The sequence below is a fragment of the Paraglaciecola sp. L3A3 genome (assembly GCF_009796765.1).
Lineage (GTDB): Bacteria > Pseudomonadota > Gammaproteobacteria > Enterobacterales > Alteromonadaceae > Paraglaciecola.
Map to the genome: position 1 here is coordinate 3,837,652 of NZ_CP047023.1, position 22,045 is coordinate 3,859,696.

Genomic DNA, 22,045 nt, shown 5'->3' on the forward strand with positions numbered 1-22,045 from the left:
TAATTTAATACCCCAATAAAAAAGGCACATAAATAGGCGCAATTACCGCAGTGATAATTGCGCATAAAATCAAAGCAGTTGAAGCATAAGCCGCGGCAATAGGGAATGGTTTAGCTAAGCTGGCAGTCCCTAACGCATGTGATGCACTACCAATTGCCATGCCAATGATTTTTTGTTGCTCATCATGGTTTATGTCCATTTCTTGATGATTGATTTTTAAATCTATGAATCCCAATAAACGTAACCAATAGACCCCAAATATACTACCCGACACACCCGCGACTAACACCATGACTGCGGATATAGAAGCAGTACCACCTAGTTCAATACTAGTAGACATAGCAACTGCAGTGGTTATATTCATCGCGATCATAGAGCCGATCAACCACTGTTCTAAACCTAAAAGTTGAGCAAATAAAGGGATAAGAGTAAGCACACTAAATGACGCACAAAAACAAATGCATAAAATCTTCGGCCATTGTGCTTGCAACAAATACCGTTGCTTATACAAAGGATAACCCAAAAGTACTACTGCTGGTTCAAGCAGGTAGTTTATATACTCTGCACCTTGCATATAATCTTGATAACTTAGCCCTAAGGACATTAACAAGCTAATAATCACAATAACAGATAACAATAAAGGGTTAAGTAAAGGGCTTTGATACCTGCGCTGCAGAAAAAAACAGCCTAAAAATATCAGCAAAGAAACACCACAAGTAGCAATAATTTCAATCATAGTGACGACTAGCTAGTAATTTTTTACTCAAAAATCCAACAAGAGCAATCATAAAAAAAGTACAGCTCAGTCCCACTAGCAAAATTTTTCCACCGCTGCTCAAGATCAAATCCCCATATTGCATTACTCCTACTGATACAGGTATAAACACAAAAGACATAAAGCGTAAAATAACAGCCATAGGCTGGTGAAAGACTTTTTCCGGCAACAGCCCGGTGTTATTGCCAACTGTTAATACAATGGCAAATAACAACATGCCATACAAAGAAGGGGGTAATAAAGGTAAAGGCTGATGTATCAAACGACCTGCCATTAAACATAGGGCAACCACTATGGCTACCACACAATATTCTGTTAGGCCTTTGACAAATTTTTTTATATTCATTTTACGAGGAAATCTATTTTGTTATATTTTTAATATGACCAAAGTGCCACTCAATGTCGATTTATTCAAACCATGACAACAGCTTATGTACTGTATTGCCATTACGTGCGGTACAGGTCACGCCTAAACTTTTTTCCACTTTTGTCACCAGTTTAGAACGTCCAATTCCTTCTGGGGCATGTAAATAAAAAACATTATCGGTTAACAGGTAAGATTCACTATCCTTTTTTACTGCCTGTAAAATTGATAAATCAGCATTTTTTGTTGGCTCACTTAAAAAAAACCAATGAATGGTTTTTAATTCAGCTTCTGGAAAAGGGTTATTCTGCACCGCTTGTTTAAATGTTTGCTGATCTAACAATAATATTTTTGGTGAACAATTAAAGTCCTGTTTTACTTGTTCGACCATTTGTTGTGACAAAACCTGCAGATTATTCTCAGCATGTTGTACTAACAGATTACCACTTTGAATGTAGCTTTGAATTTGACTACAGCCTATTTTAATCAAGCTTTCTTTTAATGCTTGCATTGGGATAATATTATTACCTCCAACATTTATGGCTCTGAACAATACTAGCCAAGTATTCATTCGTTGTTAGCCAAAAATGTTATTAATTTTTTTAACATATCAGCATGTTGAGGGTTCGCAGCGGGTTCATGACAAGATAATTTGTTGCCGTTGGAGCCATAGTTATAGTTAACTTCTTGATACTGAGCCTGATCCAAAACCAAGTTTCCATGGCAGACATTAAATTTTTTGTCTATGCCATATAAAATGCTGACACCTTGATTTTTAGCTAAAATATTTTTTATTCCCTTTATTGGAGTAGTGAAATCATAGGTAGAATGAGCAGCAAAAATAGCGAGATTAAATGGCTTTTTTTCTATTAACTTTCTGGTCGATAAAATGACTTCCATCAACTCAACCACGGCAAACCTGGCCACACGAGGATATTTAAATTGATTCGGTCCGTTACTTATATAGTTACCGTCATAAAATTTCAACCACCACTGAATACCCCAAATTTTAGTTAGAAATTCTACCTCTTCAGTTAATGCTAAGGCACCTGAAAACAACAATAGTGCCCCTAATGAATCTGGGTTTTGTAATGCATACTCAGTGGCCAAGGCGCCCCCTGTGGAAAAGCCGCCTATAACGACTTGTTGGCCAAGAGGTTTAGACATTTGCATGATATCTGACACATGTTGTCGCCAACGATTAGCTAATTCATAGTCTTGCATATCTAAATTAGCATCTTTTTTACCATGCCCAGGCAATAAGGCTACCACGACATTGTAACCTTGTTTATACAAGCCTTTGGCAATAGATTTCAGATAAAAAGGAGAGTCACTTAAGCCATGAAATAACACCACCACTTTAGGTGTCACTTTATTGTGATGCATAATAAAAGGTGCATTACCGTCATTACGTAACACAGCCGAACAAACTCTAAAAACGTTTAATTCTGGTTGTTGACAGCCCTGAGTTGAACCTAACTCTTGTTGATATATTTTATCGAATTTATCTAGTTGAGGCTCAATGGATTGCGCGACAACAAAATTAGAAAATATAACTAAAACAAAAAAAGTTATCCGTAAGGCTTTCATATTCAACACTTATTGAAATAAAGTAAAACAAAGGCTATGAATACCAAGCCTAAACTATTTTGATAATTATAAATATAAATCATCCCGATTCACAGATATAAAAAATGGCGCCGAAGCGCCATCTTTAAAAAAACAATTAATTAAGCAAAGTAAGCGGCTAAGTCGTCAGACCCACCAATCAACTTGCCACCGATAAATACTTGAGGCCAAGACTCATTACCAGATAAAGCTTTTAGTGTAGTAAATGATACTTCTTTACCCATCACTAATTCTTCATACTCAAAACCTTTATCAGCTAACAATGCTTTGGCTTTGGCACAGAATGGGCAACCTGGTTTAGTTAAAATAACGGTTGCTTCACTAGGTTTTGCTTCCGGTGCAACATAAGCCAACATAGTATCAGCGTCAGACACTTCAAAGGGGTCGCCTGGTAAATCAGGTTCGATAAACATTTTGTCTACCACACCATCTTTTACCAACATAGAATAACGCCAGCTACGTTTTCCAAAACCGATTTCAGACTTATCAACTAATAAACCCATACCTTCGGTGAATTCACCATTACCATCAGGAATAAGTGTCACGTTATCAGATTCTTGATCTTCAGCCCAAGCGTTCATAACAAAGGTATCGTTTACAGACATACAAATAATGTCGTCAACACCGTTTGCTTTAAATGTTTTAGCCAGTTCGTTATATCTTGGTAAATGAGTAGATGAACAAGTTGGGGTAAATGCACCTGGTAAAGAGAATACTACAACAGTTTTACCTTTAAATAATTCATCTGTAGTACGACTTACCCATTCATCGTTGGCACGAGTAGCAAAAGTAACTTGTGGTACTGCTTGGCCTGACTTGTCTGTAAAATTAGGATTAGACATATTTTCTTTTCTCCAATTAGTTGGTTGTTTGTTTTCAGTGAGGAAAGAATAGGCTTAAATTCGCAGAAACAAAAACGATTAAAACAGATTCTTTAAATCGATTTTTACGATTAAGATTTTATTCTTTGAAAAAGTCTTCTGATTGAGCACTGAGCATAGCTTCAATATCTTCTATGTCTGGTAAATCAGTCATTTCTTGATCTTTATTGGCGCCACTTGGAATTGATTTTTGTTCATCAGCCCATTCACCAAGATCAATTAGCTGACAAGTTTTACTACAAAATGGACGATGTTCGCTAGTTTCACACCATTCCACCTCTTTTTTACAATTTGGGCAGTTAACTAACATACAAACTCTCTAACAACTGGCTAATTTAAATTGTACTGTTGATTCGACACCTGTACTGCCTTCAACAGTGGGGGTAAATAGAGTAAATCTTATGGCATAACGATATTTATTACCCGACAACATAGGGTAATAACCACCATCGGTATCACTTAACACGCGGATTAACTCATTTTTATCTTCAGCGATACCTTGATGAAAACCTTTCTCAGCAGTAATAGAAGTAAAGCGCCCTCTTTCCCGTAAAAAAGATAAAGTCATTTCCATCGCTTGTTGCACAGGTACCAATTCTTGTAACCAAGTACATACTGTTTGCTGTTTAAAATTTAAAGGTTGCTTGAGCCAATAATACAAATTAGGTAAATCAAAACTACAAGTACCACCTGGTATGGAAAATCGTTGACGAATTGAAGATAAAAATTTGTCTTCTTTAAGTTCGGAGCCAATTTTTTTATTACCTTTAAGAGCTTCTCTCAAGCGTAATATCTTTTGCAACGCCGCCTGTAGGGCATCGTTATCAATATTTGGATGTTGTGACCAAATCACTAAGTTTTTTTCATGTAACTCAATATCTTTCAGCACATCATTGCGCAAGTCTATGCGCTCTAACAGATCGAGCAAGGTGAATAAACAATCTAGAAAATTAATGTACTGCCAGTCTTCAGTCGCCTGTTTGGCTTGCTCTAGCTGCATAAATAACTGCTCAAGTCTAAGGTAGGTACGCACCTTTTCATTGAGTGGAAATTCGTAAATAGCTTGAGACATAAAAACAATTACTCTGTGTTACGGGTCAACCACAAACTGCGGTTTGGATTATCAATACAGGTATTGTAAAGAATTTTTAGTTAAATCATAGGGGCAATGACTTAAGCTTTTTCAGCAAGCAATAAATATTGTTGATGCAATCGCTCAACTTGGGGGCTTAATGCGTCTAATCCTAGGTTATTATCAATCACATCATCGGCCACAGAAAGGCGTTTTTTGCGACTGACTTGTGCTGCCATAATGGCTTTGATTTGTTGTTCGTTACTTTTGTCACGCAACACCGCTCTAGACAATTGCAGGGCTTCATCCACATCAACAATTAACACGCGGTCAACTTGTGTATGCAAATTATTTTCTACCAAAAGAGGCGCACTTAATAAACAATAAATGGATGTGGCTTGTTCAGTTTGAGCTTTCATGGTTTGGCGAATAATAGGATGTAACAAATTATTTAACCAAGTTTTCAACTCAGGAGCTGCAAATATAATATTTCTAAGTTTCGCGCGATCTAGAGTATTTTCGGCATCTAAAATTGTTACACCAAATTTATCAACAATCTGTTGCAATGCCTTTGAACCAGGCTCAACCACTTGCCTCGCCACCAGATCAGCATCTATGACTTGTATTCCTTTTGCGGCGAATAAATCAGTAACAGTAGTTTTACCACTACCAATACCACCACTTACTCCAACAATAAAACGACTCATACTAAATGACCTAAAGTAATAACCATTGCCAATAGAGATCAACAAACCAGTCGCCATATAATAAAGTTAACCAACCCGCTATAGCCAAATAGGGACCAAAAGGAATCGGTTGGCTTTTGTCTTTGCCTTGCAACGACAATAAACTTATACCGATAATAGCCCCCACAAAAGAAGATAATAAAATCACCACAGCTAAATGCTGCCAGCCCACCCAAGCACCTAAAGCAGCTAATAACTTAAAGTCCCCGTAGCCCATGCCTTCTTTACCGGTTATTAATTTAAAGGCCCAATATATACTCCACAAACAGAGATAACCCAAAGCGGCACCAATAATTGCATCTTGAGTAGAAACAAAGGGGCTTTCGATACTAATTAATAGACCTATCCATAATAAAGACAAGGTTAATTGATCCGGTAACAACATAGTATCTAAGTCAATAAAAGTCATCGCTATTAGCAACCAAGTGGCCAAGACAGCGGCAAATCCAGCTAAACCAAAACCAAAATGCCAAGCAGCTAGAGCGGATAATAATCCCGTTGCTAACTCCACCATAGGATAACGAATAGAGATTGGATTTTTACATTGGCTGCACTTACCTTTTAAAAACAACCAGCTAATCACAGGAATATTTTCCCATGCTCTAATTTTGTGTTGGCACTTAGGACATGTTGAATCAGGTTTAACTAAATTGAAGACTTGATCATTGCTAGTAGGCTCAGCAAGCTGAGTTGAATTTTTTTGTGCTAAATATTGATCACACTCACTTTGCCATGCTCGTTCCATCATCACAGGTAAGCGATAAATCACGACGTTAAGGAAACTCCCCACAAGTAGACTTAAGACAAACACAAAACCGATAAAAAAGGTGGGAGAATCAGCCATTAATTGCAACATTTCGGACATAGTTCAACTTATTAAAAAAACAATAATGAAAGAAGTGTAGCTTGCCAGAAAAGACCAGAAGAGTCACTAAACGGCAAGCTGCGAGTCTCTAGCTCCGAGCAAATTACAACAAAGTCACGAGTATCTCGTATTTAAATAACATTACCCATTTCAAATATGGGTAAATACATAGCCACAATCAAACCACCAATCACTACACCTAATACAGCCATAATCATGGGTTCTAACAAACTGGTTAAACCATCAACCATGTCATCCACTTCAGCTTCGTATATGGTGGCAATTTTACTTAACATCTCATCTACTGCTCCAGCTTCTTCTCCTATGGCGATCATTTGCACCACCATCTCGGGAAAAGTCCCAGTAGAGCGCATCGCGACATTCATTTGCACTCCACCTGCTACTTCTTTTTTCACAAATAAAATAGCATCTCTAAATACTGCATTACCTGCTGCTCCCGCAGCTGAGTCTAGCGCGCCAATTAAGGGTACACCTGCAGCAAAAGTTGTTGATAAAGTACGAGTAAAACGTGCCACTGATGCTTTTTTTAATATTTCCCCAATAACCGGTATTTTTAATATTTTTTTATCTACCGAATCCCGTAACTTAATAGACTTTTTATGGGCTCGTGCAAATAAAGTGCCTCCGATAAACAACCCTGCCCCAACAAACAAACCGTAATCCTGCATAAATCGAGAGATAGATAAAACAAATTGGGTAAAGGCTGGTAACTCTGCGCCAAAACTGGCAAAAATTTCTTCAAATTGAGGAACCACAAAAATTAACAGAATAGTGGTCACAATAAACGCCACAACGATGACCGCTATGGGGTAAAACATGGCTTTTTTAATTTTTGATTTAAGGGCTTCGGCTTTTTCTTTATATAAGGCAATACGATCATATATAGTTTCGAGGGCACCTGATTGCTCCCCCGTTTCGACTAAGTCACAATATAAATCATCGAAATAATCTGAGTGTTTACGAAGAGTAGTAGAAAGTGGATTACCTGCTTTGACTTCAGAACCAATCTCGCCTAATAGCTTACGCATATTCACATTAGAATGGCCACCGGCAATCATATCTATGGTTTGAATTAAAGTAACACCAGCGCTTAACATAGTGGCCATTTGCCGAGATAACACAGCAATATCTGCTGGTTTAATTTTTTCACCACCTTTACCAAACAAAGGTTTAGCTAACTTTTTCACTCTTTTAGCAGAAATCCCCTGCCGTCTAAGCTGGTTTTTAGCTTCCAGCACTGACATAGCAGAAATTTCACCTTTTACCGCCTGCCCCCGTTTATTGGAGCCTTGGTAGGTATAGGTTGTGGGAGTAGTCGCAGCCATAATATGTCACACTATCGTAAGTTAGAATCAAAAAGGCCCGGATATACCGAGCCTTATATTTATTAACTAGTTAACCTATTAACATAGGGTAGTTGGGTCACAAGTCGCACCCCAAGTTAGGTTACCACTACCAGATACTGTAGGAGTTAAAGTGAAACTAGCAGGAGTCGTGGCATCAGGACCATCGATTGCTGAATCTGTTGGTGCTGTAGCTTTAATTATGCCATTTTCAGTAGCAAGACCCACTATACCAGCAGCAGCGGTAATATCTTTTGGAACACCATTAGCTTCCGCATCACAATCAGCTAAATCATTGCCCATTTGTACACAAATCTCTACCGCTGTTTTTGCAGCAGAAGTGGCATTCGTCACTTCAGTAAAACGCGCTTTTTCTGTATAAGATTGATAAGCAGGTAAAGCAATCATTGCCAAAATACCGATAATAGCCACAACAATCATTAATTCGATTAAAGTGAAGCCACCTTGTTTTTTTACTTGTTTCATTTGAGTCATGTTCATGGGTATATCTCCAACACGTTTGTGTAAATTAGTTTGTTACTATTTGTCTAACAATTAAGACGTTGTTTTTGAATTCCTAATCAGTATAGAAGGAGATGAGCATCTGACAAGTATGCGGGGGTATACCTAAGTCTAAGGCGCTAAAGACATCATTTTTATAATGCCTTTAGATATCACTGTTTTATTTGCGAGGTTTTAACTTTATTTTATTAATAGTAATGATAAATCAATAGCTTGCACATGTTTGGTTAAGGCGCCTGATGAAATAAAGTCAACACCTAAAGCGGACAACTCTTGCAGTCTTTCTTTGGTAATATTGCCTGACACTTCCAATTTACATTGACCGTTATTGATGGCAACCGCTTCCTCAACCATAGCTAAACTAAAGTTATCTAACATCACAATATCGGCTTTTGCTTGAATAGCTTGTTGTAATTCAGTCAGTGATTCCACTTCTACCTCTACGGGTAATTCACTGTGATTTGTCCGAGCTTTATCTACTGCCGCCTGAATCGAACCACAAGCCATAATGTGATTCTCTTTAATTAAGTAGGCGTCAAACAGTCCAACTCTATGATTTTGTCCACCACCACAAGTCACAGCATACTTCTGTGCTAAGCGCATACCAGGAATAGTTTTTCGGGTGTCTAATAATTTTGTTTTAGTGCCGACTAATTCTTTTACACAATCTGCCACAACAGTAGCTGTACCAGACAAGGTCTGTAAAAAATTAAGAGCAGTACGCTCGCCCGTCAAGATTTGTCGGGCATTACCACTTATAGTCACTATACTTTGATTGGCTTTTAACTGTTGCCCATCTTTAACTAACCATTGTAATTGAATATTTGGGTTTAATTGGGCAAACGTTTCTGTGACCCAAGCAGATCCCGCCAGCACACAATCTTCTCGAGTAATTATTTCTGCCGTGATCTTATGCTCTTTGTCGATCAAGTTAGCGGTAATATCCCCCTCATCAGGGTGTTTACCGGCTAAATCTTCAGACAGGGCTATTTGTACCGCTTGTTTAATATGATTTTCTAACATGTTGACTCTTGAATAATTGGTTGTAAGTTAAAAGTAGCTGCAGACATTAGGTTTATAGGTTACGTAATACTAACCAATCACCCTTTTGGCTAAATTCTAATTGTTTAAGGGCACTCATACCTAACAATATTTGATCACTTTGCATACCTGGGTTTAAGTGAGCGGCAACATTATTAAGCTGAATATCACCTATAGATAAACGTTGAATATTGGTCTGCGCGACTTGCACTCGGCCATTAGCCGTTTGCACCCAAGATGCGCGGCCTTGTTCTAAGGCTAATTGTTCAGCTAAATGCATAGGCACAGATACTTGTGTTGCACCTGTGTCCAATAAAAACACCACTGGCTGGCCATTTATAGCTCCACCACTGACATAATGCCCAGCACGATTTTGTTCTAGCCGTACTTCTGTCACACCCGAAACGCTAGAACTAAGCGGCTCTGAATTAGGGTTAAACTGTTTAGCTAATTGCTCATCGAATATAAAAGTTAATAAGGCCAAACCTATCAACCAAGCCATGATCAACATGCCTTTACCCATTTTATTTTGCTGCATTCATTATTTTCCGATTAATTAGGCATAGAGGGTTTTTCAATATAAGTGACTGGTATGTCGCCAGTAAGCGCTTGAAAAAAAGTATGGATAGCTAAAGCGTCATTGATTGGCATATCTATACCTAACTCATACCGTGACATCTTTTTCGCTGCATCCCACATTCGTTTTGATGAACCATCATGAAAATAGGGAGCTGTTTTTTCAACATTACGCAGGGTAGAAACACGAAAAAACATTTTATGACTGCTTTGTTTAGTGTCGTGATATAAACCTAAATCTTGCTGATTTGGCCATCTTTCTTTGACCCCCATTTTCTGGATCATCCTACCACCAAAGTTAGTACCAGTATGGCAAGAATGACAATATTGCCTATCAAACAATAAACCTCCTGTTAATTGCTCACTGGTTAAAGCACTATCGTCACCCTGCATAAATTTATCTATCGGCGCTGGGGTAACCAGTCCGATCAAGAATGCTTCTAAGGCCTGACTAATTTGAGGCTCTGTCAGTAATGAAGTATCAAATGCATTTTTAATTAAAGGCTGATAGCCTTTGATATTGTTAATTCGGTCAACAATCTGTGTCAGGTTACTGTTAGCCATTTCTTTGGAATTGAGCAAAGCATGATTAATATACGCAGCAAGTGACTGGTATTGCCCAGTCCAACCAAAAATCTCTAATCCCGCTCTATTATATATACTCGGCACATCTCTACTGGCTTTATTTTCTGCTTTTAATTGTAAAAAATAGTCGCCATTAGTGCCGTACTTATTTAAGTCATGACAGCCATTACAGGAATATTCTTTACTTTGAGATAAGCGAGGGTCGTAAAATAATGTTTTTCCCAATAAGACTTGAGCTTGATTTTGCGGATTATCATTATTTAACAATTGGATAGGGCTAAAAAAGTGTTTAAACAATTGTCTTAACGTTTCCGCATCGCCGGCATTTCCACTAGCCGGAAATTGCCCAAGAAGAAAGACCAAAACAATGATTGTCAATTTATACACAATTATCTCTTCTATATTATTGATGGCTGCTTTTATTATTCAAGACAACAAAGTTAACGCCAAGTAAGTTTACTCTGTGAAATTTAGACCACTTTGTTATGATACAGCGATTACCTACTAACTTATTGAACTTGTGATAAAAAAATTTATTTTAACACATGCTGAATATTACCCAACTTCTCATTGGGATGAACGACCTATTGATTCAGTTATATCTCTCTTAGTGATCCATAATATATCTTTACCACCAAATGAATTTGGCGGAGACTATATCAAGTACTTTTTCACTGGAAAATTAGATCCCCAATTACATCCTTATTTCCAAGAAATTTATCAATTACGTGTTTCAGCTCATTGTTTAATCAAGCGTGATGGTACAGTGATTCAATTTGTGCCTTTTGACAAAAGGGCTTGGCATGCTGGCTTTTCCAGTTTTCAAGGCGTGAATAGATGTAATGATTTTTCTATCGGAATTGAAATGGAAGGTACTGATCATATTCCTTACACCGATGACCAATACCATAGTTTACAACAAGTGACCTTGGCATTAATGCAAACTTATCCTGCTATTAATATTGCTAGAATTGTCGGCCATAACGATATCGCCCCCGGACGTAAAACCGATCCTGGTGTGGCCTTTGACTGGCCAAGATATAGAGTACTATTAACTTAATCACAGCTAATGATATAATCTACAACGCCCCTAAAATTAACTATTAATTTAACAAGAGAAACCACCATGACTTTGATCAGCTTATTACTAGTTCTGCTAGTGGAGCGAGTCACCACTAAATCTAGATATTGGCAAGCCGAGTTTTATTCTACTAAATACGCGACCACCATAGAATCGAGTAAATGGCTAAATTCCTCATCTAAATCTTGGGCACTTATTATATTTATTTTGCTGCCTGTTTTAATTAGTTATTTTGTGATCCAAGAATTTACAGGAGGCTTAGTCGAGTTAGTCCTGAGTACTGCCGTGCTTATGATATGCGTGGGTTGCCCAAATGTTAGAGCCACGTACAAATGTTTTTTAGAGGCTGCAAACCGTGGTGACTTACAAGCTTGTAGCATGTATGAAGAACAAATCAAAAATGGTGCACAAGACCAAACCTCTTTTGGACAGAACCTCGTTTGGCAAAATTATCGTCATTATACTGCTGTGATTTTATGGTTTGCAGTATTCGGTGCTGCGGGTGCGATTCTTTATGTACTGGTTCGCGATCTAGAATCCCACTTTAGCAAACAAAACACTGCCGCTGCGCCTCAAGCGCAACTGATGTTGAACATTTTAGATTGGTTACCCGTTAGGATCACCGCTTTTGGCTTTTTAGTTATTGGTCATTTTTCCAATGCATTTTCTACTTGGTTAGGCTATTTACCCGACCCTGCAGTACCTGCAAAAACGCTGTTATTAGAAGTATCAAAAAAGGCCGAAGAAATAGAACCAGATGAAAATGACTGCACCGAAGAACCTTGCACTTTAGTTCGTTTGGCTAAACGAAATGTGATGTTTTTGTTAGTTGCCATTGCTATTTTGACACTTTCAGGCTGGATTAACTAAGTGGTATGACCTCAAGGAATTTTCTCTGAAGGCCTTTATAACCAGGGCCTGATAAAAACCGATTAAAAATAAAATAGGACTTTTACAATTTTAATATTTACCCGAGAGAAAATGTCTACTAAGCTATCGGGCTAAATGGTCTTACCAATTTACCAAGTGACAATTATACATGCTTGATATGACGGGAATATTAAATGCGCCAAGTGCAATCTAGAAAACTATCTGACGACATTATGGAGCAATTAGAATCCATGATGTTAGACGGTAGATTAGCATCTGGGCAAAAACTCCCTCCTGAACGCTCATTAGCCGAACAATTTGCAGTCTCCAGACCCTCTGTAAGAGAAGCAATCCAAAAACTTGAAGCCAAAGGTTTAGTTAATCGTAAACAAGGTGGCGGCACATTTGTTTGTGACAGTATTCTGGCTGGATTATCAGATCCTTTATTTGATTTGATGTCAAAAAATCTAGATAGCCAATTTGATCTATTAGAGTTTCGTTTAGGCATAGAGGGTATGGCTGCTTATTACGCAGCGATGCGCGGAACTCCCAGCGAATTAAAAGAAGTACAAACTAAATTCGATGCTGTGGGTTTGGCACAAATAGAAAATAATTTCAGTCTCGAAGCTGAAGCTATTTATGATTTTTTAATGTCTATCTGTCATGCCTGCCACAACTCAGTTATATTGCATATAGTCAGAAGTATGGCAAGTATATTTACAAGTAATGTAGAGCAGAATATAACAATATTGGCTAAACGCCCCGATATGTTCCATAAGATGCGCGATTATCGAAAAAAATTATTACAGGCAATTTTAGCTGGAAAACCACAAAAAGCGTGGAGCGAAAGCCATAATTACCTCACATTAATTGAAGAAGAATTATTGTTACTGACACAGGAACAAAATTCTATGCAGCGTTTGATTGGTCGAATGCAGCGACATCAATAAGTTTTATCACTTATTTAACAGTAAAAAACACGATGACTAGTGTTAACTTTTTGGTCATTTAACTATTTATAAATAACAACATTGGAGACTAAATAAATATTATGTCTGAGCTCCCTAACATTGATATTGATTCGTCAGAAACCCAAGAGTGGTTGGAATCATTGGAAGCGGTTTTGGAAAATGAAGGTCCAGAACGTGCCCATTTCCTTTTAGAGAAGTTAATTGATCAAGCTAGAAGAAGTGGTACTCACCTACCCTTCGACGCAAAAACAGCTTATGTAAATACTATCCCAACGTCACAAGAGCCGAAAATGCCCGGTGACAGAGCAGTGGAATCACGTATTCGTGGTGCCATTCGTTGGAATGCACTGATGATAGTATTACGTGCCTCTAAGAAAGATTTAGATCTTGGTGGTCATATTGGTAGTTTTGCCTCATCAGCTATGTTGTACGATGTAGGTTTTAACCATTTCTTTAAAGCGCCTAATGCAGAAAATAGCGGTGACTTTATTTTCTCACAAGGTCATATATCGCCTGGTATTTATGCCCGTTCTTTTGTTGAAGGTAATTTATCTGAAGATCAACTTAATAACTTCCGTCAAGAATGTGATGGCGAAGGTTTACCTTCTTACCCGCATCCTCATTTGATGAAAGACTATTGGCAGTTCCCAACTGTATCTATGGGCTTGGGTCCATTACAGGCTATTTACACTGCTCGTTTCTTAAAATATTTGACCGACCGTGGTATTAAAGATTGTTCAGGCCAACGTGTTTATTGTTACTTAGGTGATGGTGAAACAGATGAGCCAGAATCATTAGGCGCTATTGGTTTAGCTTCACGTGAAGGTTTAGATAATTTATGTTTTGTTATTAACTGTAACTTACAGCGCTTAGATGGTCCGGTACGTGGTAACGGCAAAATCATTCAAGAGCTTGAAGGTACATTCCGCGGCGCTGGCTGGGAAGTATGTAAAGTTATTTGGGGTAGTTACTGGGATGCATTAATCGCCCGTGATACATCAGGTAAACTTTTACAGTTGATGAGCGAAACAGTCGATGGTGAATACCAAAACTGTAAAGCTAAAGGCGGAAAATATACCCGCGAAAACTTCTTTAACAAATATCCAGAAACTGCTGCACTAGTAGCAAATATGTCTGATGCAGACATCTACCGCTTAAATCGTGGTGGTCATGATCCGATTAAAGTCTTTGCTGCTTATCAAAAAGCCATGGACACTAAAGGTCGTCCAACTGTTATCTTAGCAAAAACTGTTAAAGGATTTGGTTTAGGCGCTTCTGGTGAAGCATTAAACATTGCACACAACGTTAAGAAAATGGACGTTGATTCAATTAAACAATTCCGTGACCGTTTCAGTATTCCTGTTGCTGATGCTGATATTCCAAACTTACCTTACTTTAAGTTTGCTGAAGATTCAGTTGAATACAAATACATGAAAGAGCGTCGTGAAGCCTTAGGTGGTTCATTACCACAAAGACGCATGCAAGCTGAAGAACAACTTGAAATGCCTGAGTTATCAATTTTTGATGCTATTTTAAAAGGCTCAGGCGATCGTCAAGTTTCTTCTACTATGACTTTTGTTCGTGTACTTAATAGCTTATTAAAAGATAAGAAAATCGGTAAACGTATCGTGCCAATCATTCCAGATGAAGCACGTACATTTGGTATGGAAGGTTTATTCCGCCAAGTCGGTATATACGCCAGTGAAGGACAAAAATACGTTCCTCAAGATGCTGACCAAGTGGCTTATTATCGTGAAGATAAAAAAGGACAAGTATTACAAGAAGGTATTAATGAACTAGGTGCAATGGCTTCTTGGGTTGCTTCTGGTACGTCTTACTCAACGTGTAACGCGACCACTATTCCTTTCTATATCTACTACTCAATGTTTGGTTTCCAACGTGTAGGCGATTTAGCATGGGCAGCAGGCGACAGCCAAGCACGTGGTTTCTTATTAGGTGCAACTGCCGGCCGTACCACCCTAAATGGTGAAGGCTTACAACACCAAGATGGTCACTCACATGTGCAAGCTAACTTAATCCCTAACTGTGTCACTTATGACCCAACTTACGGATACGAAGTAGCGGTTATCGTGCAAGACGGTTTACGTCGTATGTACGGCGAAAACGAAAATGTTTTTTACTACTTAACATTGATGAACGAAAACTATCAACACCCTGCAATGCCAGAAGGTGATGATATTGCTGAGCAAATCATTAAAGGTATCTACAAGTTAGAACGTGTAGAAGCGAAAAAATCTAAATCTAACGTTCAATTAATGGGCTCAGGTACTATCTTAAATGAAGTACGTAAAGCAGCTCAAATATTGAGTGCTGATTACAATGTATCTTCCGATGTTTACTCTGTGACTTCATTCAATGAATTAGCCCGTGAAGGCCAAGACGTTGTTCGTTGGAACATGTTAAACCCAGAAGCCAAAGAACAAACTGCATACATTAGCCAAGTTATTACTAAAGACGCAGGTCCAGCTATTGCGGCAACTGATTATGTTAAAGGTTACTCTGACCAAGTTCGTGCTTTCATCGATACTGAATATCGTTGTTTAGGTACTGACGGTTTTGGTCGTAGTGATAGCCGTGCCAATCTTCGTACTCACTTTGAAGTTAATGCTGAATATGTGGTAGTTGCCTCATTATATGAGCTAGCTAAGCGTGGCGAAATTGAGAAGAGTGTTGTAGCTGAAGCGATTAAACGCTTTGACATCAATACTGAGAAACTTAATCCACTTTACGCATAATAGTGGCTAGATAAGGAATCTTATACATGTCTGATATTCAAAAAATTCTAGTCCCTGATGTAGGTGGCGAAGAAGTTGAGATCATTGAAATTTGTGTTGCCGTAGGCGACACATTAGAAGCGGATGAAGGTATTATCACTGTTGAAACTGATAAAGCATCAATGGATATACCTGCACCATTTGCCGGCGAATTAACCAGCCTTTCTGTTGCCGTTGGTGACAAAATAAAAGAAGGTGACGTGATTGGTGAGATCATGGCTGCAGGCTCAGCAGCGCCTACGGCTGAAGAACCAGCAGAAGAACCTGCAGTAACTGCAGCCCCGGCTCCAGTTGCAGAAGCTCCAACAGTGGCGGCTCCAGCAGCAACTGGTGGCAGCGAAGTAATAGAGGTAGCCGTGCCAGATATTGGTGAAGACGGCGAAGTTGATGTAATCGATGTCCTAGTTGCAGTTGGTGATGTGATCGAACAAGAAGATGGTCTGATTACATTAGAAACTGACAAAGCCACTATGGACGTGCCTTCAACTCACGCAGGTACTGTGAAAGAAGTCTTTATCAAAAACGGGGACAAAGTTAAACAAGGGACACTTGTTATTAAACTTGAAGTGGCTGGCAGTGCACCAAGTGCATCTGCGGCACCTGTTGCTGAAGCTCCGGCTCCAACTGCAGAAGCTGCTCCTGTCGCTCAAACTGCAGCGCCTGCTTCAGTAGCAACGCCAAGCGAGTTAATTGAAGTAGCGGTTCCTGATATTGGTGAAGATGGTGAAGTTGACGTAATCGACGTATTGGTTGCGGTAGGTGATGAAATTGAAGCCGAAGACGGGTTAATTACTTTAGAAACTGATAAAGCGACTATGGACGTTCCGTCTACTCATGCTGGTACAGTGAAAGAGGTATTTATCTCCACTGGTGATAAAGTTAAACAAGGGACACTTGTTATTAAACTTCAGACCAAAGCTGGTGAAGCAATTGCAGCACCTGTTGCTCAAACTGAAGCACCTGCTCCGGCAGCAGCCCCCGCTCCGACGCCAACAGCGAAAGCAGCACCAGTGGCACCATTAGCAAGTGACTTTAAAGCATCTGGTAAAGTTTACACTTCTCCTGCTATTCGTCGTTTAGGCCGTGAGTTTGGAGTAGATCTTAGCTTAGTAAAAGGTACGGGGCGTAAAGGCCGTATCTTAAAAGAAGATGTACAAGCATATGTTAAAGCTGCGTTAGCCGCACCAAAAGCAGCCGCTAGCGGTAATGCCGTGGTTGGCGACAATGTTTTACAAATTGCCACTGTTAAACCAATTGATTTTAGTAAATTTGGTGAAATTGAAGAAAAACCATTAGGTCGAATTCAAAAGATTTCTGGACCATTCTTACATCGCAACTGGGCAACGATTCCACATGTTACCCAGTTTGATGAAGCGGATATCACAGATATTGAGGACTTCCGTAAAGAGCAAAATGCTTATCATGCAAAGAAAAAGACTGGCTTAAAAATTACGCCGCTTGTATTTGTAATGAAAGCGGTAGCTCGTGCGTTAGAGAAATTCCCTAGCATGAACTCTTCATTGTCTGAAGATGGCGCTAGCTTGATCCTTAAGAAATACATCAATATTGGTATCGCGGTAGCGACACCTGGTGGCTTGGTTGTTCCAGTTATCAAAGACGTTAACAAAAAAGGCATTGAAGAACTTTCTCAAGAGTTAATTGTTATTTCTGGTAAAGCCCGTGACGGCAAGCTTAAAGCGACCGACATGCAAGGCGGTACATTTACTATTTCTAGCTTAGGTGGTATTGGTGGTACAGCATTTACGCCAATCGTAAATGCGCCAGAAGTGGGAATTTTAGGTGTTTCTAAATCAGATATGAAACCTAAGTGGAACGGTACTGAATTCGAACCACGCTTAATGGTACCGTTAAGTTTATCTTACGACCATAGAGTGATTGATGGCGCTGAAGGTGCAGCTTTCTCAACTGAGGTTGCTAATAACTTAACTGATTTACGTAGATTAGTACTTTAATTGTTGAGAGGTAATAACACAGTTATTACCTCTCATTTTTAGAATAAACAGAATTTACACAGTAACTTATTTCATTAACTTACTGGTTCAAATAACAGAATTGAGGTTCACATGAGCGATATTAAAACTCAAGTAGTAGTATTAGGCGGCGGCCCTGGTGGTTACTCAGCAGCGTTCCGTGCAGCAGATTTAGGTTTAGATGTAGTATTGGTCGAAAGCCGCGAAACGCTTGGTGGTGTGTGTTTAAATGTAGGATGTATTCCTTCTAAAGCATTATTACACGTAGCTAAAGTGATTGACGATGCAGAAGCCATGGCTTCTCATGGTGTAACGTTTGGTAAGCCACAAATCGATTTAGATAAAATTCGTGGTTGGAAAGAAAGCGTAATTAGCCAGTTAACCGGTGGTTTAGGTGGCATGTCTAAAGCACGTAAAGTAACAACTGTTTTTGGCTACGGAAAATTCACTTCAGACAAAACGGTTGAAGTAAAAGGTAATGACGGTAGCACTTCTATTATTACTTTTGATAACGCTATTATCGCTGCGGGTTCTTCTGTTGTTGATTTACCTTTCATCCCAAATGACGACCCTCGTGTTATCGACTCTACTGGCGCTTTAGAACTTAAAGATGTACCAGAAGAAATGTTAGTACTAGGTGGCGGTATTATCGGCCTAGAAATGGGCACCGTCTATAAAGCCTTAGGTTCTAACGTTTCTGTAGTTGAATTTGCTGACCAACTAGTGCCAGCAGCAGATGCTGATATCGTTAAAATTTACACTAACTACAACAAGAAAAAATTCAACATTATGTTGTCTACTAAAGTTGTTGCAGTAGAAGCTAAAGATGATGGTTTATACGTTACTTTTGAAGGTAAAAACGCCCCAGAAGGTCAAGTACGTTATGACAAGATCTTGGTGGCTGTCGGTCGTAAACCAAACGGTAAACTAATCGACGCTGAAAAAGCAGGCGTTGCGGTTGATGAGCGTGGTTTTATTAACGTAACCAACGAATTACGTACTAATGTTAACCACATATTTGCTATCGGTGATGTAGTTGGTCAACCTATGCTTGCTCACAAAGCAGTTCACGAAGCACATTGTGCGGCTGAAGTAATTTCTGGTAAAAAACACGTATTCGACCCACGTTGTATTCCTTCAATTGCTTATACCGATCCAGAAATGGCTTGGGTAGGTATAACTGAACGTGAAGCAAAAGAGCAAGGTTTAAAAATTGAAGTGTCTAACTTCCCTTGGGCTGCTTCTGGTCGTGCCATTGCTTCTGCCCGTACTGAAGGTAAAACCAAAATGATCTTCGACAAAGAAACTGGCCGTGTACTGGGTGGTGCCATTGTTGGTATCAACGCGGGTGAAATGTTAGGTGAAGTTTGTTTGGCCGTTGAAATGGGCGCTGATGCTGAAGATGTGGGTTTAACTATCCATGCTCACCCAACGCTTAACGAATCAATTGGTTTAGCCGCTGAAATATTCGAAGGTTCAATCACTGATTTACCGAATGCAAAAGCTGTCAAAAAGAAAAAGTAATCACTCTTTTTCTGGAAAAATAAATCTAAAAGGGCCGAAAGGCCCTTTTTTTATTAAATTATTTTTCACTGAATAGGGTTCACACTTAGCCATCCATCACTTTTTTCGAATATACCCATATCTTCCTATCTCGCTATTTTTCAGCAGCAAAAAAGATTCATATAAAATCGCGAACTAAGGCAACGTCTTTCCTGAACTTTACACTCCTTTACCTTATGTTTACGTTGCGTCTGTTTTTATTAAGTATTATCAAAATATCCATTGAACATATTATGAAAAGTTTATTTTTAAAAATATTTGCTGCGACTCAACTTTAAAACTTAACCAAAAATAAGAAAATTATGCTTACTAAAATACTTTTTTTACCCATTCTTGCTATAGGGATAGGATTACAAGCTTGTGGTGGTTCAGATACCCCTGTACTCCCCGAATCTTCAGCACCATCAATACCACCTGTTGTTAGCCCCCCAGAACCAATAACACCTGAACTATCCGAAGACCAATTTCAGGCATTTGAACCTATTGAGTATGTTCATATTGTTAGCGGCGAAAGCGGCCTCAATGCTGATTTAGATAGCGGCGATCGATTTGGTAGAGATCACGACCGAGCTGGAGACATAAATGGTGATGGTATACCTGATTTAGTTGTGGGCGCACGTTCTGATGACGATGGTGCAACTGATGCCGGCGCTGTTTACATTTTGTTTATGAATGAGGATGGCAGTGTTCATTCAAATCAAAAAATCTCTATGCTAGAGGGAAGCTTTTCAGAAATATTAGTAGCAGGAAGCTTTTTTGGTTATGGCGTTGCTGGAATTGGAGACTATAACGGTGATGATATTCCCGATATTGCGGTTTCAGCACCTTCAGGTGTGGTGCCTGCTATTTATATTCTCCACCTTGAGCGCAGTGGCCACGTTAAATCTATGGTGAAAAACACCGATATTATTGCCCAAGGCCTAAGTGCCGTGGGCGACCTAAATCAAGATGGTCGAATTGATTTGGTTGCTGCGGAGCCGAATGCCAAAAATGGTGGTGTCATCCACTTATTATTTTTCAATCAAGACTCTAAGCTCATAGTTGATGATATTGTGACTATAGGTGAAAACATGGCTGGTTTTAACAATGGCTTAAATAACAATGATACTTTTGGCGGCAGAGAGTCTGCCTTATTAGGGGACTTAGATAATGATGGCACCCAAGAATTAGCTGTTGGGGCATTTCAATCTGATAACGGCCTTGGAGCAATTTGGATTTTATCTTTAGATAATGAAACCCACCATGTTGTAGACAAACTAAAAATAGCACCAGGGCTGGCAGGTTTTAACGAAACTATAGCCATTAATTCAAATCCGAATGGAACGACTGGAGGGCATTTTGGCCATGCAATGGTAGCCGCTGGAGATTTAAACGGTGATGGTATACCTGATTTAGTAACAGGTGCTAACCAACATAATAATGGCGTAGGCTATATTCTTTATTTAAATGCAGATAAAACCATTAAAACATTTACCCGCCTAAATGAAACAGAAGGAGGTTTTATATTACCTTTAGACACAGATGAACGTTTTAGCCGCTCAATGTCAATTGTGCGAGACTATAGCGATGACGGGTCTATAACAATTAATATGGGAGGTGGTGCCGGTGGCACTGGTTCGATATATGCTTTGAAATACCGAGCTTGTAGCATTACACCACAACAACAAAATACTTTTTGGAACGAAGGGAATACTTTGTTTTCCAATTGGAGTCATAGCACCCAAACTGTTACAGAGCCATTAAGTTTTGAGCAATGCCAATTAAAAGCATTTGAGTATAACGGCACTCACATTACAGCTAAAGCAGCAGATGGTAGATGTATTATTAAAGATGAAAGCGCCATATTATTAACCAGTGATGAGGGCAGCCAAGCCTATATTCGTCAATGCCCAGAATAATACATTGGCAAATTGGTCAGATATCAACGGCTCAATATTGAAAGCCTCATCATTACAAGTAACCGAATGATGGGGAAACATATAGGGAGTATCAAAAATTTTGGTGAGATTGGATAATACTGATATTTTACTCTGAAGGCCGCTAAAAGTGGCCTTTTTTGTATTATACTTTCATGGTCAATCACATTTTTGCATTGAGATTACCCTTTGAAGCAAATTGAAATCTTTGAAATCAACAGCCCCTGCATAGGTGTTTGTCAGTCAGGTCCCAAAGGGTTCTGTTTGGGCTGTTTCCGTTCAAGGGAGGAACGATTACACTGGAATTCATTAGAACAAGATGTGCAAAGTAAAATAATTAAAGCTTGTGGATTAAGGAAAAAACGAGCGAAACAACAAAAAACTAATAAAAAGAAAACGCCAGATAATACACAACAGTTTGATATATTTGATTAAATT

General features: G+C 39.0%; 22 protein-coding genes. 8 read left to right on the forward strand and 14 right to left on the reverse strand.

Features of this window, described 5'->3' with window-relative positions; all coding sequences use genetic code 11:
- Positions 1-4: 4 nt before the first annotated feature.
- The 14 genes from GQR87_RS15935 to GQR87_RS16000 all read right to left on the reverse strand — a co-directional run bounded on the left by GQR87_RS15935 (position 5) and on the right by GQR87_RS16000 (position 10,807).
- Positions 5-736 carry an LrgB family protein gene (locus GQR87_RS15935; RefSeq protein ID WP_158971014.1) on the reverse strand — a complete coding sequence of 244 codons (732 nt, stop codon included), beginning with the start codon at positions 734-736 and terminating at the stop codon, positions 5-7.
- Positions 729-1,121 (reverse strand): CidA/LrgA family protein, encoded by a 393-nt coding sequence (locus GQR87_RS15940; protein WP_158971016.1) that lies wholly within the window; start codon positions 1,119-1,121, stop codon positions 729-731. The genes GQR87_RS15935 and GQR87_RS15940 overlap by 8 nt, the downstream gene beginning before the upstream one ends.
- Positions 1,122-1,182: 61 nt before the next feature.
- Positions 1,183-1,710, reverse strand: a complete 528-nt coding sequence (locus GQR87_RS15945) for a DUF1697 domain-containing protein (RefSeq protein ID WP_158971018.1) — start codon at positions 1,708-1,710, stop codon at positions 1,183-1,185.
- Entirely contained in the window at positions 1,707-2,729 is a 1,023-nt protein-coding gene (locus GQR87_RS15950; protein ID WP_158971020.1) for a carboxylesterase, read from the reverse strand. The genes GQR87_RS15945 and GQR87_RS15950 overlap by 4 nt, the downstream gene beginning before the upstream one ends.
- A 140-nt stretch (positions 2,730-2,869) precedes the next feature.
- A complete protein-coding gene (locus GQR87_RS15955) occupies positions 2,870-3,610 on the reverse strand; it encodes a glutathione peroxidase (RefSeq protein ID WP_158971022.1) in 741 nt (246 codons plus the stop codon).
- 118 nt (positions 3,611-3,728) lie between these two features.
- Positions 3,729-3,959 (reverse strand): DNA gyrase inhibitor YacG, encoded by a 231-nt coding sequence (gene yacG, locus GQR87_RS15960; RefSeq protein ID WP_158971024.1) that lies wholly within the window; start codon positions 3,957-3,959, stop codon positions 3,729-3,731.
- A gap of 9 nt (positions 3,960-3,968) precedes the next feature.
- Positions 3,969-4,721 (reverse strand): cell division protein ZapD, encoded by a 753-nt coding sequence (gene zapD, locus GQR87_RS15965; RefSeq protein ID WP_158971026.1) that lies wholly within the window; start codon positions 4,719-4,721, stop codon positions 3,969-3,971.
- Between the two features lie 101 nt (positions 4,722-4,822).
- Positions 4,823-5,428: a dephospho-CoA kinase gene (gene coaE, locus GQR87_RS15970; RefSeq protein ID WP_158971028.1), complete on the reverse strand. Its 606-nt coding sequence runs from the start codon at positions 5,426-5,428 to the stop codon at positions 4,823-4,825.
- A gap of 10 nt (positions 5,429-5,438) precedes the next feature.
- Positions 5,439-6,332, reverse strand: coding sequence for an A24 family peptidase (locus GQR87_RS15975; protein WP_158971030.1), 894 nt, complete (start codon positions 6,330-6,332; stop codon positions 5,439-5,441).
- A gap of 131 nt (positions 6,333-6,463) precedes the next feature.
- Positions 6,464-7,678 carry a type II secretion system F family protein gene (locus tag GQR87_RS15980; RefSeq protein ID WP_158971032.1) on the reverse strand — a complete coding sequence of 405 codons (1,215 nt, stop codon included), beginning with the start codon at positions 7,676-7,678 and terminating at the stop codon, positions 6,464-6,466.
- A 78-nt stretch (positions 7,679-7,756) separates the two neighbouring features.
- On the reverse strand, positions 7,757-8,197 hold the full coding sequence (locus tag GQR87_RS15985; RefSeq protein ID WP_158971034.1) for a prepilin-type N-terminal cleavage/methylation domain-containing protein: 441 nt from the start codon (positions 8,195-8,197) through the stop codon (positions 7,757-7,759).
- Between the two features lie 201 nt (positions 8,198-8,398).
- A complete protein-coding gene (gene nadC / locus GQR87_RS15990) occupies positions 8,399-9,241 on the reverse strand; it encodes a carboxylating nicotinate-nucleotide diphosphorylase (protein WP_158971036.1) in 843 nt (280 codons plus the stop codon).
- 52 nt (positions 9,242-9,293) lie between these two features.
- The gene (locus tag GQR87_RS15995; protein ID WP_158971038.1) at positions 9,294-9,797 is read right to left on the reverse strand and encodes a TIGR02281 family clan AA aspartic protease; all 504 of its coding nucleotides are present in this window, start codon (positions 9,795-9,797) and stop codon (positions 9,294-9,296) included.
- Between the two features lie 14 nt (positions 9,798-9,811).
- Positions 9,812-10,807 (reverse strand): cytochrome-c peroxidase, encoded by a 996-nt coding sequence (locus GQR87_RS16000; RefSeq protein ID WP_158971040.1) that lies wholly within the window; start codon positions 10,805-10,807, stop codon positions 9,812-9,814.
- 133 nt (positions 10,808-10,940) lie between these two features.
- Between GQR87_RS16000 and ampD the strand changes: the two genes are divergently transcribed.
- The 8 genes from ampD to GQR87_RS16040 all read left to right on the forward strand — a co-directional run bounded on the left by ampD (position 10,941) and on the right by GQR87_RS16040 (position 22,042).
- On the forward strand, positions 10,941-11,480 hold the full coding sequence (gene ampD / locus GQR87_RS16005) for a 1,6-anhydro-N-acetylmuramyl-L-alanine amidase AmpD (RefSeq protein WP_158971042.1): 540 nt from the start codon (positions 10,941-10,943) through the stop codon (positions 11,478-11,480).
- 66 nt (positions 11,481-11,546) lie between these two features.
- Positions 11,547-12,371 (forward strand): beta-lactamase regulator AmpE, encoded by an 825-nt coding sequence (gene ampE, locus GQR87_RS16010; protein WP_158971044.1) that lies wholly within the window; start codon positions 11,547-11,549, stop codon positions 12,369-12,371.
- A 194-nt stretch (positions 12,372-12,565) separates the two neighbouring features.
- Positions 12,566-13,321, forward strand: a complete 756-nt coding sequence (locus tag GQR87_RS16015; RefSeq protein WP_158971046.1) for a GntR family transcriptional regulator — start codon at positions 12,566-12,568, stop codon at positions 13,319-13,321.
- Positions 13,322-13,422: 101 nt separating this feature from the next.
- Complete coding sequence (aceE, locus tag GQR87_RS16020) at positions 13,423-16,098, forward strand: pyruvate dehydrogenase (acetyl-transferring), homodimeric type (protein ID WP_158971048.1); 2,676 nt, start codon at positions 13,423-13,425, stop codon at positions 16,096-16,098.
- A gap of 26 nt (positions 16,099-16,124) precedes the next feature.
- Complete coding sequence (gene aceF / locus GQR87_RS16025) at positions 16,125-18,110, forward strand: pyruvate dehydrogenase complex dihydrolipoyllysine-residue acetyltransferase (RefSeq protein ID WP_158971050.1); 1,986 nt, start codon at positions 16,125-16,127, stop codon at positions 18,108-18,110.
- A 111-nt stretch (positions 18,111-18,221) separates the two neighbouring features.
- On the forward strand, positions 18,222-19,652 hold the full coding sequence (lpdA, locus tag GQR87_RS16030) for a dihydrolipoyl dehydrogenase (protein ID WP_158971052.1): 1,431 nt from the start codon (positions 18,222-18,224) through the stop codon (positions 19,650-19,652).
- A gap of 341 nt (positions 19,653-19,993) precedes the next feature.
- On the forward strand, positions 19,994-21,589 hold the full coding sequence (locus tag GQR87_RS16035; RefSeq protein ID WP_158971054.1) for an FG-GAP-like repeat-containing protein: 1,596 nt from the start codon (positions 19,994-19,996) through the stop codon (positions 21,587-21,589).
- Positions 21,590-21,796: 207 nt separating this feature from the next.
- The gene (locus tag GQR87_RS16040; RefSeq protein WP_158971056.1) at positions 21,797-22,042 is read left to right on the forward strand and encodes a DUF1289 domain-containing protein; all 246 of its coding nucleotides are present in this window, start codon (positions 21,797-21,799) and stop codon (positions 22,040-22,042) included.
- The last annotated feature ends 3 nt before the right edge of the window (positions 22,043-22,045 follow it).